The organism is Halomonas rhizosphaerae (assembly GCF_030010555.1).
Classification (GTDB): domain Bacteria; phylum Pseudomonadota; class Gammaproteobacteria; order Pseudomonadales; family Halomonadaceae; genus Halomonas; species Halomonas rhizosphaerae.
In genome coordinates this window covers 1-13,047 of sequence record NZ_JASCQP010000037.1, presented here as the reverse complement: position 1 = coordinate 13,047, position 13,047 = coordinate 1, and the positions used below count along the sequence as shown (strand labels likewise).

Here is a 13,047-nt window from a genome sequence, read left to right as displayed (position 1 = left end):
GGGTGCGGCGTCGCGTCGCCTTCCTCAGTTGCGCGGATCGTGGGCCGGATCGAGATACTCGATGCCCCAGGGGCCGGTGCCGTGCAGCTGGAACAGCGTCTCGCCCTCGGCATAACCGAACATGGGGTCGCCCGGCGACATGATGGCGAAGTCGCCTGGCGCCAGGGCCTGGGTCGCATCGGGATCGTAGCGCTCGCCATGGGCGAAGTGCAGGGTGCCGTCGAGCACCGTGACGCGCTCGTAGGCCGGATGCACATGGGGCTGGATCTCGTAGCCGTCCTCCAGCCGCAGGCGAATGGTGAAGGGCGCCTCCTTGCTCAGGTCACCCTCGATGATGGCGATCTCGGCGCCCTCGCCCATGGAGGCCACCGGCCCCCACTCCAGTTCATCGGCGCTGCCGATCAGATGGCCGTCGCCCTGGTAGGGGGCCGCCTGGGCCGTCACGGCCAGGGCCAGGCCGAGGGCCGTGGCGGAAAGGGTCTGTGTCAGGGTCTTGTGGTTCATGATGCTGCCTCCTCTTGTGCTCGTGCTGTGTCGTGTTGTCGTTGTGTCGTGATCCGCCTGGGCGCCCTGCCGGCGGGGAGCGAGCGCACCCTCAGCGCCGGGTGGCCAGCAGCGAGATGCTCTTGACGCCATAGGTCCGGCTGGCGCCCTGGGCCGAGTCGGTAAGGAAGCGATATTCCGGGTGCTCGCGGAGCTCCTGCACCTCGAAACCCGCCGCTTCGATGGCGGCCCGGTAGTCGTCCTCCTGACTGGCGCCACCGATGCAGGCGGCCCACAGGGTGGCATTGCAGGAGACCTTCTCCGGCAGTGGCGACTCGGTGACGATGTCGGCCAGCGCCAGGCGCCCGCCGGGGCGCAGGACCCGGGCCGCCTCGGCGAAGACCCGCGGCTTGTCCGCCGACAGGTTGATGACGCCGTTGCTGATCACCACCTCGACGCTGCCATCCGCGAAGGGGGGCGACTCGATATGGCCGGCATGGAGCTCGACGTTGGCGAATCCCGCCTCCTCGGCCAGGCGCCGTGCCTTGTGGCGCTGGGCATCGGTCATGTCGAGCCCCAGCACCTTCCCCGTCGGCCCCGTTGCCAGGCCGGCAAGGAAACTGTCCATCCCGGCGCCACTGCCCAGGTCCAGCACCCTCTCGCCGGGGCGAATCGCCGCCAGGTCCAGGAAATGGCCGACGCCGGCGAAGGAGTCGATAGCCGCCGCGGGGATCCGGTCCAGGCCCGCCGGGTCGTAGCCCAGGCGCTCGGCCAGGGCGCGCCCCATCTCGAAGTGGAAATCCGCGTCCGGCGTCTCGGCTACCTCGCGATACATCGCCTTGACCCGTGCTTCGAGCTCATGGCGATCCACCGCGGGTGACGTGGACGGCTCGATGATGGTCATGATGGCTCTCCTCTACGTTGTCGTCTTCGGTTCACGGCACGCGGGTGCCGCGCCACCCCGAGGACGCAGCAGGTGGCCGCATTGTTCCCGGCCCTGGGTTTTCGATCCTGGCCGGGAACCCTGGCGGCGAATGCCGCGTCCCTGCAGGTGCCCCCTGCTTGCCGAGCGGCAGCAGGGGTTCCATGCTCGAAGAGGTGAGCCATGATCCTTGCCCATCCAACCACCTGCGCCCCGAGGCCGAGGTCCGTCGTGCCACCACGGGTCGCACCGGGGGTGGCCATGACCGAACACCAGCCCGCCGAGCGCCGGCAGTGGTTCGAGCAGCGCCTGGAGCCGCTGATGGACCGGCTCTACGGCACCGCCCTGCGCCTGACCCGCGACCCGGATGACGCCGAGGACATCGTCGCCGAGGCGGTCGGCAAGGCATGGGCACGGCTCGATGAACTGCGCGACCCGCAGCGTTTCGAGGGCTGGCTGTTCCACATCCTCACCAATGCCTTCATCAGCGAGTGGCGCCGCCGGCAGAGTCGCCCCCAGCGCCCGATGGACGACGAGTCGACGTCGCCGGACGAGCTCGACATCGGCCGCTTCACCCTCTTCCAGCAGCTGCATCAGCCCTTCCTGCTGTGGTGGGGCAACCTCGAGGAGCAGTTCTTCCACCAGCTGCTCCAGGAAGACCTGCAACGGGCGCTGGACGCCCTTCCTGATGCCTTCCGGGTGGCGATTGTGCTCGTCGAGGTCCAGGGCTATACGTATGAGGAGGTATCCCGCCTGCTGGGGATTCCGCTGGGTACCGTCCGCTCGCGCCTGAGCCGGGCACGGGGTCTGCTGCAGAAGATGCTGTGGCAACAGGCCAGGGAGGCCGGTGTCATCTCCGGCCCCCGGGCATCCGCCCACCAGGGAAAGGAGGACCAGCAGCCATGAGCGGACGGCCACTGACCTGCGAGGAGGTCATCGAACGACTCTTCGACTACCTCGACCGGGAGCTGGACGGCCAGCAGGCGGCCGCCATCGAGTGGCACCTGGCGAGGTGTCAGGACTGCTTCACGCGGGCTGAATTCGAGAAACGACTACGGGCCAGGGTGGAGGCCACCGGCACGGCAGCGGCCCCGCCGCGACTGCGCCGGCGCATCCGGGACCTGCTCGACCGCTTCGACGACGAGCAGGACGCCACCCCCTGACCCGTGAGGAGCGATCCTCATGGTGGCCATACTCGGCTACTCACGCCGGCAGATCCAGGATGCCGTGCAGGGCATGTACACGGCCGTCGCCGAGACGCCGGAGTCGCCCTTCCATTTCCCGGTGGGTGACGCCGCCTGCCGGCAGCTGGGCTATCCGCCGGCGCTGACGGCCCCCCTGCCGGAAGCGCTGCTCGCCTCCTTCGCCGGCGTCGGCTACCCCTTTCGCGCCGGCGCCATCCACGCCGGCGACCGGGTGCTCGACATCGGCGCGGGAGCCGGGGTCGATGCGCTGATCGCCCGCCGGCTCGCCGGTCCTGACGGGCGCGTCATCGCCCTCGACCTCACCGCCGCCATGACCCGCAAGCTCCGCGACGTGACCGAAGCCAGCGGCATCGACCGACTCGACGTGGTCCAGGCCTCGGCGGAACGGCTGCCGTTTGCCGACGCCAGCCTCGATGCCATCACCAGCAATGGTGCCCTCAACCTGGTGCCGGACAAGCGCCGCGCGGTGGCGGAGATGTTCCGCGTGCTGCGCCCCAGTGGCCGCCTGCAACTCGCCGACGTGGTGATCCACCGCCCGGTCTCGGTGGACTGCCACGAGGACCCGCGCCTCTGGGTCGAGTGCGTGGTGGGGGCCACGGTGAAGGAGGAGCTGCTGGCCCTGTTCGAGGAGGCCGGCTTCGAGGCGATCGAAGTGGTGGGCCGCCATGACTACTTCGCCCTGAGTCCCAGTGCCCAGACCCGGGAGGTCGCGGCCGGCTTCGGCGCCCATGCCATCGAGCTCGGCATGCGTCGGGGAGCCGGGGCCCCCTCTCGCCTGCGACAGGCCTGGCTGAGGCTCGACCCGCGCCGCTGGCTGCGCCTGCTGCAGCGTCGTGGCCTGCTGGGCGTTGTCGCCCTGGGCCTGGCGGTGTTGTCCTGCTACGGCACCCTGGCGCTCGCCGCCCTGCTGCCGCTGCTCGGCATCGGCCTCGCCCTGGACGAGGGAACCTGGGCGCTGACCATCGCCGCCTTCGTGCTGCTGACCCTGGGCACCCTCGCCGCCGGCCATCGACGACACCGCGCCCTGGCGCCGACCCTGCTGGCCGTAACGGGCAGCGCGGCCATCCTCCATGCGCTGTTCATCGACTATCACCCCCTGGTGGAGCTCGCCGGTTTCCTGCTCCTGGCCATCGCCGCCCTCCGGGACCGGCAGGCGCGACGCCGCCAGGAAGCCAGGGTGCTGGGACTGCCCTGAGGCCTCGGCTCAGCGCGTGAAGAGCGCCACCTGGGTCGGCTGGCCGAGGTGGGCGTGCATCTCGCCGATCCCCGAGAAGCGCACCCGGTAGCCATTGCGGCGCGCCACGCCCTGTGCCCAGTCGCGGAAACGCGCCCGGCCCCACTCGAACCTGTGGTCGGGGTCGCGGAACTCGCCCGGCGCCATCTCATAGAGCGGGTTGTATTCGTGGTTGGGGGTGGTCATCACCAGCAGCTGCGGCCGCAGCACGGCGAATACCGCGCGCTCGACCCGGGACAGCGCCTCGGGCGGGACATGTTCGATGGTCTCCACCATGGCCGCGGCCTCGAAGCCGACCAGCGCCGGGTGGACATCGGCATAGGAGCCGCAGACCAGTTCGAGGTGCCCAGCACGGGCGGCCGGCAGGTCCTCCAGACGCAGCTTGGCCTGGGCCAGCAGTTCGCCGGAAAGCTCCAGGCCCACCACACGCTCGAACTGGGCGTCGCGCAGCAGGTACTGCAGCAGCCCGCCGGAGCCGCACCCCAGGTCGAGCACCCGTCGCGCACCGCTGGCCCTGACCAGCGACACCACGCGCTGCAGCCGCTCCTGGTGGAGGTCGGGGGCTTCGAGGTCGATCATCTCCATGCTGTCTCCGCGGGGTCCGGGCGGGAGATGATGACGCAAAGCGGCCGGGACGTGTAGCAACGAGCCAAAAAAGGCGGCTGCCGGGTGATCGTCAGCATGGCCGCAGTCACGGGCTGGACCTGACGGCCTTCAGCGACGGTGACTGATGCACGGCACCGCCCCCGACTACACTGAAGACCATCCCCCCCGCTCACGGAGCAAGAAGACCATGAGTCACCGATTCATAGAGGTCATCACCGACTTCCCCACCACCGAGGAGCAGTACACTCTGTTACTGCACCTCGATCAGATCGCGCAGATCCGACCCGAGATCGAGGCGGAGAACGAACCGCGCCATGAGCCGGTGGCCGTGATCTCCCTGACCAACGGCGAGATGCTGATCCTCAAGAACAGCTTCAGGAGCGTGGTCAAGCGACTCACCGAGGCGAAGATGGTGATGCGGCCGTGACACATGGCCGACCTTCAAGGCCGGCCATTCGGTTCTCGTATGGGCCCCTGTGAGAGAGAAGCCCTCAGCAGGATGCCCGGGACCAAGGGCAGGGGAAGACGCGACTCGGGTCGCGCCCCGTGGGAGTGACCGTTACGCTTCAATCCCTGTTTCAACCCGTCATGTCGAGGACGACGCGTCCTTCTATCTGGCCATCGATCATGCGCTGGAAGACAGCGTTGATGTTCTCCAGCGAGTCACTTTCCACCGTCGCCTTCACCTTGCCTTCACCGGCGAAGTCCAGTGCCTCCTGAAGGTCGCTGCGGGTGCCGACGATGGAGCCGCGGATGGTGATGCCGTTGAGCACGGTATCGAAGATCGGCAGCGGGAAGTCGCCGGGCGGCAGGCCATTGAGTACCAAGGTTCCTCCTCGACGCAGCATGCGCTGGGCCTGATCGAAAGCCTTCGGCGATACTGCCGTGACCAGTGCCCCATGTGCACCGCCAATCTCCTTCTTGAGGTAGGCGGCGGGATCCGTCTTGAGGGCGTTGACCATGACGGTGGCACCCAGCCGCTCCGCCAGCGCCAGCTTGCCATCGTCGATGTCCACCGCCGCCACGTTCAGGCCCATAGCCCTGGCATATTGCACTGCCATATGCCCAAGGCCACCGATACCCGAGACCACTACCCACTGGCCCGGGCGGGTATCGGTCATCCTCAAGCCCTTGTAGACAGTGACACCCGCACAAAGTATCGGGGCGATCTCGAGGAAGTCGACATTGTCTGGCAGACGTCCAACGAAGCCGGCATCCGCCAGGGTGTAGTCGGCAAAGCCACCATTTACCGAATAGCCCGTATTCTGCTGGGACTCACACAGGGTTTCCCAGCCCCCCAGGCAGTGCTCGCAGTGACCGCAGGCGGAGTAGAGCCAAGGTACGCCGACCCTGTCGCCCTCCTTTACATGCTTTACCCCCTCGCCAACCGCCACGATGTGGCCGACCCCTTCATGGCCTGGAATGAAAGGCGGATTGGGCTTGACTGGCCAGTCACCATGGGCGGCATGCAGGTCGGTATGGCACACACCGGAGGCTGCCACCTTGACCAGTATCTCGCCCGCCTGCGGCCGGGGCGTCTCGACCTCCTCGATGGCCAGGGGCTCACCGAATTTTCTGACCACGGCAGCTTTCATTGTTGCATCCATCTCGCGTCTCCTCGTTTGTCGGACAGCAAGGGGCCATCGCGCCACCTTGCACGATCGCCGGGGGCCACGGGGCGGTGAATCCGCCCACTGATAGGGGTGTTGTGCGCCCGGGGAAACCCGGGCGCCGGAGAGGATTAGAAGAAGCCGAGCGGATTGATGTCGTAGCTGACCAGCAGGTTCTTGGTCTGCTGGTAGTGCTCGAGGGCCACCTTGTGGGTCTCGCGGCCGACGCCGGACTTCTTGTAGCCGCCGAAGGCGGCATGGGCCGGATACTGGTGGTAGCAGTTGGTCCACACGCGGCCGGCCTGGATGCCGCGCCCCATGCGGAAGGCGACGTTCATGTCGCGGCTCCAGACGCCCGCCCCGAGGCCGAACTCGGTGTCGTTGGCGATGGCCAGCGCCTCCTCCTCGTCCTTGAAGGTCGTCACCGCCACCACCGGGCCGAAGATCTCCTCCTGGAAGACACGCATCTTGTTGTGGCCCTTCAGCAGGGTCGGCTGGATATAGAAGCCGTTGTTGATGGCCGGATCCAGCGTTTCCCGTTCGCCGCCGGTGAGGAACTCGGCGCCCTCCTCCCGGGCGATCTCCATGTAGGACATGATCTTGTCGAACTGCTCCTGGGAGGCCTGGGCGCCGACCTGGACGTCGGTGTCCAGCGGATTGCCGCGCTTGATCGACAGGGTACGCTCCATGACCTTGGCCATGAAGGCGTCGTACATGCTCTCCTGGATCAGCGCCCGGGAGGGACAGGTACAGACCTCGCCCTGGTTGAAGAAGGCCAGCACCAGGCCCTCGGCGGCCTTGTCGATGAACGCCGGCTCGGCGTTCATGATGTCGGCGAAGTAGATGTTCGGCGACTTGCCGCCCAGCTCCACCGTCGAGGGGATGATGTTCTCGGCGGCGCACTTGAGGATGTGCGAACCCACCGGGGTGGAGCCGGTGAAGGCGATCTTGGCGATGCGCTTGCTGGTGGCGAGTGCCTGGCCCGCCTCGACGCCATAGCCGTTGACGATGTTGACCACCCCGGGCGGCAGCAGGTCGCCGACCAGTTCCATCAGCTTGAGGATGGAGGCCGGGGTCTGCTCGGCGGGCTTGAGCACCACGCAGTTGCCCGCGGCCAGCGCCGGCGCCAGCTTCCAGACGGCCATCAGCAGCGGGAAGTTCCAGGGAATGATCTGTCCTACCACACCCAGCGGCTCGTGGAAGTGGTAGGCGACGGTGTTGGCATCGATATCCGCGGCGGTGCCTTCCTGGGCGCGGATGCAGCCGGCGAAGTAGCGGAAGTGGTCGACGGCCAGCGGCAGGTCGGCGTTGAGGGTCTCGCGTACCGCCTTGCCGTTGTCCCAGGTCTCGGCCACGGCGAGCATCTCGAGGTTCTGCTCCATGCGGTCGGCGATTCTCAGCAGGACATTGGAGCGCTCCGCGGCGGAGGTCCTGCCCCAGGCCGGTGCGGCCTGATGGGCGGCATCCAGCGCCTTGTCGATGTCCTCGGCAGTGGAACGCGGGATCTCGCAGAACACCTCACCGTTGACCGGGCTGACATTGTCGAAGTACTGCCCCTTCACCGGCGATACGAATTCGCCGCCGATGTAGTTGCCGTAGCGTGTCTCGAAACTGACCAGCGAACCGGACTGGCCGGGGTTGGCATAGATCATGGCGTGACTCCTGAAATGTTGTGATTGTGGCGATACACCCTCAGTATTGGTCAGACGCGCCTTCCGCGACATACTCCCGTGGCAGGAAAGGGACTCCTCCTTCGGTAGGAGACGAGACGAGTCCACGAGGAATTGCCCATGCACACCCTGATGGTCGCCGATGACCATCCGCTGTTCCGCGAGGCCATCGCGGCCGTGATCGAGGCGGGACTGCCGGAGAGCCGGCTGCTGGAGGCGGAGAGCCTGGCCGAGGCCCTTCGCCACGCCGGGGACTGCGCAGAGCTGGACCTGGTGCTGCTCGACCTCGGGCTACCCGATGCCAGCGGGCTCGAGGGGCTGCGCGCGCTGCGCGAGGCACATCCCTGGTTGCCGGTGGCGATCCTCTCCGCCGACCAGGAACGGCGCACCATCCTCGACGCCCTCGACCTGGGTGCAGTGGGCTACATCCCCAAGTCGACGCCGCGCCGGGACCTGCTCACGGCGCTGGCCCAATTGCTGGAGGGCCAGGTCTACCTGCCACCGGACATCATGCGACGCCCCGCCGTCCCGCGCTCCTCCCCCGCCGGGGCCGGAACGCCATCGCCGGGCTCGCGCTTCGCCGAGCTGACCGACAAGCAGCTCGAGGTGCTAATCCGCCTGAGTCGCGGCGCCTCCAACAAGGTGATCGCCCGGGAACTGGACATCGCCGAGACCACGGTGAAGACCCATGTCTCGGCGATCCTGCGCAAGCTCGGGGTGCCGGGCCGGGTCCAGGCGATCCTCGCCGCCGGCGAGGCCGACCTGGAGACCCTGCTGGCCGAGCGCCACCCTCCGTCACGCTGATTCACCACCCAGCAGGTTGACCAGGGCCATGCGCAGCCGCAGCGGCTTCACGGGCTTGAGCAGGCAGCCATAGCCCAGCTGCCGGGTCAGGCCCTTGATCGTCGCATCATGGTTGGCCGTGATCACGATCACCGGGAGCCCCGGCTGGCGCTCGCGAAGCCTCGCCGCCACCGCCAGGCCATCGGGGTCCTCCTCGCCCAGGTGGAAATCGACGAGCAGCACGTCCGCGCGCTCCCCGACGGCCTTGATGTCCAGGTCGGCCAGCGAGGTCGCGGTCAGCACCCGACACCCCCAGCCCTCGAGCAGCGCGGCCATCCCCTTGCAGATACCGGGATCATTGTCGATGACCCAGACCCTTGCCCGCTCCAGGACGCTGCCCTGCCCCGGCCCCTGACCCAGCCGAGGCGAAGCGGTGGGGGGGTGGGCCACCGGCGGCAGTCGGCCCTGGGGGACCAGTACCGAGAAGAGCGAGCCGCGGCCCGGTACGGAGGCCAGACGCAGGGGATGGCCGAGCATCCCCGCGATGCGGTCGACGATGGCCAGGCCCAGCCCCAGGCCGCGATCCTCTGCCCCGCGATTGCCGCCCAGGCGCTGGAACTCCTGGAAGATCGCCTCGCGCTGCGCCTCGGGTATGCCCGGCCCGCTGTCTCCCACCAGGATCTCGACCCCCTCGGGGCGGCGACGGCAGCCCAGCAGGATCTTGCCGCGCCCGGTGTAGCGGATGGCATTGGTCAGGAAGTTGCGCACCACCCGCGCCAGCAGCGCCAGGTCCGAGGCGACCACCGCACCGCTGCCCACATAGTGCAACTCGAGCCCCCGGGCCGCGGCCATCTGGCGGTACTCCTCGGCCAGCACGTCGAGCAGCCGGGCGACGGGGAAGGGCGCGATATCCGGCTCGAGCACCCCGGCATCGAGCCGCGAGATGTCCACCAGGGTGCCGAGCAGCGCCTCCACGTCCTTGAGGGAGCGGCCGATATGGCCCACCAGCCGGGTCGAGGGCTCGGGCAGGGGGTGATCCTCCAGGGCGCTGGTGAACAGCCGGGCGGCATTCAGCGGCTGCAGCAGGTCATGGCTCACCGCGGCCAGGAAGCGGGTCTTGGAAAGGTTGGCCGCTTCCGCTTCCGCCTTGGCGGCATGCAGTTCGGCGAGGGTGCGCTGCAGCGTCTCGGTGCGCTCGCGCACCTGCTCGGCGAGCAGCACCGCATGCTCGAAGGCCGCATAGGGGGCGCCGCCCGCCATGCCCGCCGATTCCACGCGCTCCATCAGGGCGCTGGCGATCCGCCGCAGGCGGGCGTTCTCCTCCAGCAGTTCCCGTTCCCGCGGGCCGGCGTCGTCAGGCGTCTCCCGTGACCGGGCGAGATCCAATGGCGACCCCGGTGAAGGTCTGGTTGATGTGCATGCCATGGTGCTGCTCCCCGTAGGTATTGAAGCCGATCACCCGCGAGCGGCCCAGCAGCCGCGAGGCCGGGGCCACCAGTCCCAGGGCCTCCAGCTCGAGCCGGCGCAGGAAGCAGTCGCAGCCGATGATCAGCGCCGGCTCGCCGAGCCGCGCAGTGAGCCCCGCGAAGACCGCTTCGAGGTCCTCCAGCAGGGGGGCCGGCTGCATGGCCGTCAGCACGATGCCGTTCTCCACCGCGCAGTAGAAGCTGAGGCTGCCGTCGTCGTTGACCCGCTGGATGGAGCGCACGAAATGCGCCTCGCCCAGGCGTACCGCCAGCGGATGGCGGGCAAACACCTCAGGCTCAAGGGCCTCGACCGGCAGGCCCACCAGTCGGGCATACTCCTCGGCGGCCGGCAGGGCGTTGAGCTCCAGCACCCGACGGCGCTCGCGGTCGGCGCGGGTGACCACCAGCTTCTCGTCCCGTGGGCGCAGGTGGTGGGTGGTGAAGACCTCGAACGGCAACCGGGTGTTGATCATCACCACCACCGCCGCCTGGCCGTGGAAGCGGCCTTCGGCATGCACATGGGTATGGGCCAGGCGATTGTCGTCGCCGGCGGAGCCGCCGAAGCTGGGGATACGCCCCAGGGCGGCATCCAGGGTCGCCAGCACCTGCTCCTCGCAGCTGGAGAGGCCATCGAGCAGGGTCAGGGCGAAGCTGTGCTCCCCCACCGGGGCCAGGGCCCGGCCGCGACAGTCGTCGAGCAGGCCGTCGACCAGCCGCTGGGCCCGAATCAGGTCAAAGCCCGACAGGTCCTCGACCAGGGCACAGGAGACGGCGAAGTGGCGACGGTCGAGGCCGATGGCGACGATGCAGCCCCGCCCGTAGCCCTCCGGGGTGATCTCCCCGGCGGTGGTGCAGCCCGCCACCGCCACGCCCTCGAAGGCCTCGTTGAGGGCCGTTGAGAGCGCGGCAAGGGGATACTCGGCGCTGCAGAAGAACAGCACGAAGCCGAGCTCGGCATGTCGCAGCGCCCCGGCCAGCTCCCGGGCCGCCCCCCGGGGATCGCGTCGCCGGCTGACCGCCGTGCGCAGCGGCAGCTCCGCCTCGAGCGGACCGGGAACGACGGGCGTAGCGGGGGGGAGATCGAGCATGTCGGCCTGCCTGTGCGGTTTCAGGCAGTGTATGTCGCCGGAGCAAGCGGGGACAACGCCGGCCCGCGGCAGGGCGAGGCGCTCCCGGCGCTGTCATGAGATCCCTGATACTTTTTGCTGATCCAGGGACGAAATTGATCGACATCAGGGGTAGCCCCGAACTGGGACTACTACCTTAATCGGACGGTGCCCGGAAGAGGCCCGGAAGACAATAAAGGAGATATCCATGCCTGCCATCACCCCCGGGGCACAAGCCCGCCCATGCCCCGCGGACGAGCAGTTGCTGCTCGCCCACGAACACGAGTCACGCGAGATGGAGCACTATCGCGGCCTGGCCCTGAGTTTCCTGCCCACTCGGCCCCATGTCAGCCGCCTGATGGCGGCGCTGGGCATCGAGTGCGAACAGCGCATCGGCGCACTGGAGGCCCTCGCCGAGAAGCTGCAGCTGCGTGACCTCCAGATGTACGCCCCCTCCCGTTACCCGTCATGGGCGGAGGTCCGTCGACACCACCTGTTCATCACCGACGATGCCATGGCCTGCCAGGCGCTGAGCCATGCCCTGGCCGTCGCTCACCATTCACGACAGTTCAGCGAGCTGATGGCCCGCTACTGCCACCTGCCGGAGCTCGATGCCCTGCTCGTGCAGTTCATCGAACACAAGCGCGCCGCCTGCCACCTGCTCGAGGAGGCTCAGGCAGGCGCCTACGCCGTCCCTGCCCGGGCCTGATCCCGGGCATCAGACCCGGACCGTCCCACCACTTGATGGCCCCGACACCTTGCCACTGCGGCCATCCGCACCTTCACCCTTCAACGACCGGTCGAGGCCCTGCGCGTCCTGCGTCGGGGCCTTTCGACCTCGCCCTCGCCACCCGACGGATCGCCGCCCGACGGATCGCCGCCCGACGGATCGCCGCCCGACGGTTCGCCGCCCGACGCGAAGTGTCCGCGCACCAGCGCCAGCAGGCCCTGGGTGGAGGCATCGAAGTCCTGGCTGTGGGCGTCGATGCGCTCGCTGATCTCGCCGGCGATGCGCTTGCCCAGCTGCACCCCCCACTGGTCGAAGGAGTTGATGTTCCAGATCACTCCCTGGACGAACACCTTGTGCTCGTAGAGCGCGATCAGCGCGCCGAGGTTCTTCGGTGTCAGCTCGTCGAGCAGCAGCACGCTGGAGGGGCGGTTGCCCGGGCAGCTGTAGGGGTCGAGCCGGCTGCCGGTCTGGCTGCCCTCCATGAAGGCGTTGGCCTGGGCCAGCATGTTGGTGAGCAGCGCGAAGTGGTGCTCCTCCATGCCCGGCTCGGGCCTGAGCGAGGCGATGAAGTCGATGGGCACGTAGCGGGTGCCCTGGTGGAGCAGCTGGAAGAAGGCGTGCTGGCCGTTGGAGCCGGTCTGGCCCCAGACGATGGGCCCGGTCTTGTAGTCCACCGGGTGGCCGAAGATGTCCACCGACTTGCCGTTGGACTCCATGTCGAGCTGCTGCAGGAAGGCCGGCAGCTGATGCAGCGCCTGGTCGTAGGGCACGATGGCCTGGGTCTCGGCGCCCTGGAAGTTGATGTGCCAGATGCCGATCAGCGCCATCAGCACCGGCATGTTCTCGGCGAAGGGCGCGGCGAGGAAGTGCTGGTCCATCTCATAGGCGCCCTCGAGCAGCTCCATGAACCCCTCGAAGCCGATGGAGAGTGCGATGGGCAGGCCGATGGAGGACCACATCGAGTAGCGCCCGCCGACCCAGGCCCAGAACTCGAAGACGTTCTCCTCGCGGATGCCGAAGGCCATGGCCGCCGCCTTGTTGGTCGAGGCGGCGATGAAGTGGGCCCCCACGTCGGCGTCCGGGCCGGCGTTGTCCAGGAACCAGCGGCGCGCGGTATGGGCGTTGAGCAGCGTCTCCTGGGTGGAGAAGGTCTTGGTGGAGACGATGAACAGGGTGGTGGCCGGGTCGAGGCGGCTGAGCACCTTCTGGATATGGGCGCCGTCGACGTTGGA

The 13,047-nt window shown here is 68.3% G+C and carries 14 protein-coding genes; 6 read left to right on the top strand and 8 right to left on the bottom strand.

Annotation, left to right across the window (positions count from 1 at the left end):
- Positions 1-24 precede the first annotated feature (24 nt).
- Both QLQ83_RS16590 and QLQ83_RS16585 read right to left on the bottom strand, forming a co-directional pair.
- A complete protein-coding gene (locus QLQ83_RS16590) occupies positions 25-504 on the bottom strand; it encodes a cupin domain-containing protein (protein WP_282736625.1) in 480 nt (159 codons plus the stop codon).
- A gap of 91 nt (positions 505-595) precedes the next feature.
- The gene (locus tag QLQ83_RS16585; protein ID WP_282736624.1) at positions 596-1,387 is read right to left on the bottom strand and encodes a methyltransferase domain-containing protein; all 792 of its coding nucleotides are present in this window, start codon (positions 1,385-1,387) and stop codon (positions 596-598) included.
- Positions 1,388-1,666: 279 nt separating this feature from the next.
- On the opposite strand from QLQ83_RS16585, the gene QLQ83_RS16580 reads away from it, so the two are divergent.
- Genes QLQ83_RS16580 through QLQ83_RS16570 form a run of 3 tightly spaced genes read left to right on the top strand, consistent with a single transcriptional unit; the run spans position 1,667 to position 3,805 of the window.
- A complete protein-coding gene (locus tag QLQ83_RS16580; protein WP_282736623.1) occupies positions 1,667-2,311 on the top strand; it encodes an RNA polymerase sigma factor in 645 nt (214 codons plus the stop codon).
- Complete coding sequence (locus tag QLQ83_RS16575; protein WP_282736622.1) at positions 2,308-2,568, top strand: anti-sigma factor family protein; 261 nt, start codon at positions 2,308-2,310, stop codon at positions 2,566-2,568. The genes QLQ83_RS16580 and QLQ83_RS16575 overlap by 4 nt, the downstream gene beginning before the upstream one ends.
- Before the next feature lie 19 nt (positions 2,569-2,587).
- Entirely contained in the window at positions 2,588-3,805 is a 1,218-nt protein-coding gene (locus tag QLQ83_RS16570; protein ID WP_282736621.1) for a MerC family mercury resistance protein, read from the top strand.
- Positions 3,806-3,814: 9 nt separating this feature from the next.
- On the opposite strand, the gene QLQ83_RS16565 is transcribed toward QLQ83_RS16570, so the two are convergent.
- Complete coding sequence (locus QLQ83_RS16565) at positions 3,815-4,429, bottom strand: methyltransferase domain-containing protein (protein ID WP_282736620.1); 615 nt, start codon at positions 4,427-4,429, stop codon at positions 3,815-3,817.
- 208 nt (positions 4,430-4,637) lie between these two features.
- On the opposite strand from QLQ83_RS16565, the gene QLQ83_RS16560 reads away from it, so the two are divergent.
- On the top strand, positions 4,638-4,877 hold the full coding sequence (locus tag QLQ83_RS16560; protein ID WP_282736619.1) for a hypothetical protein: 240 nt from the start codon (positions 4,638-4,640) through the stop codon (positions 4,875-4,877).
- A gap of 151 nt (positions 4,878-5,028) precedes the next feature.
- Here QLQ83_RS16560 and adhP read toward each other — a convergent pair whose 3' ends face one another.
- Both adhP and exaC read right to left on the bottom strand, forming a co-directional pair.
- Complete coding sequence (adhP, locus tag QLQ83_RS16555; RefSeq protein WP_282736618.1) at positions 5,029-6,057, bottom strand: alcohol dehydrogenase AdhP; 1,029 nt, start codon at positions 6,055-6,057, stop codon at positions 5,029-5,031.
- A gap of 134 nt (positions 6,058-6,191) precedes the next feature.
- Complete coding sequence (gene exaC / locus QLQ83_RS16550) at positions 6,192-7,712, bottom strand: acetaldehyde dehydrogenase ExaC (RefSeq protein ID WP_282736617.1); 1,521 nt, start codon at positions 7,710-7,712, stop codon at positions 6,192-6,194.
- Between the two features lie 138 nt (positions 7,713-7,850).
- On the opposite strand from exaC, the gene QLQ83_RS16545 reads away from it, so the two are divergent.
- Positions 7,851-8,534, top strand: a complete 684-nt coding sequence (locus QLQ83_RS16545; RefSeq protein WP_282736616.1) for a response regulator — start codon at positions 7,851-7,853, stop codon at positions 8,532-8,534.
- Here QLQ83_RS16545 and QLQ83_RS16540 read toward each other — a convergent pair.
- Positions 8,526-9,938, bottom strand: coding sequence for a hybrid sensor histidine kinase/response regulator (locus QLQ83_RS16540; RefSeq protein ID WP_282736615.1), 1,413 nt, complete (start codon positions 9,936-9,938; stop codon positions 8,526-8,528). The two genes, QLQ83_RS16545 and QLQ83_RS16540, sit on opposite strands and share 9 nt — an antisense overlap.
- Positions 9,868-11,067 (bottom strand): nitric oxide-sensing protein NosP, encoded by a 1,200-nt coding sequence (gene nosP / locus QLQ83_RS16535; protein WP_282736614.1) that lies wholly within the window; start codon positions 11,065-11,067, stop codon positions 9,868-9,870. Before nosP ends, QLQ83_RS16540 begins: the two co-directional genes overlap by 71 nt.
- Before the next feature lie 226 nt (positions 11,068-11,293).
- On the opposite strand from nosP, the gene QLQ83_RS16530 reads away from it, so the two are divergent.
- Complete coding sequence (locus QLQ83_RS16530; RefSeq protein ID WP_282736613.1) at positions 11,294-11,794, top strand: hypothetical protein; 501 nt, start codon at positions 11,294-11,296, stop codon at positions 11,792-11,794.
- An 80-nt stretch (positions 11,795-11,874) separates the two neighbouring features.
- On the opposite strand, the gene pgi is transcribed toward QLQ83_RS16530, so the two are convergent.
- Positions 11,875-13,047 (bottom strand): glucose-6-phosphate isomerase (pgi, locus tag QLQ83_RS16525; RefSeq protein ID WP_282736612.1); only part of this gene is annotated, 1,173 nt, incomplete at its 5' end.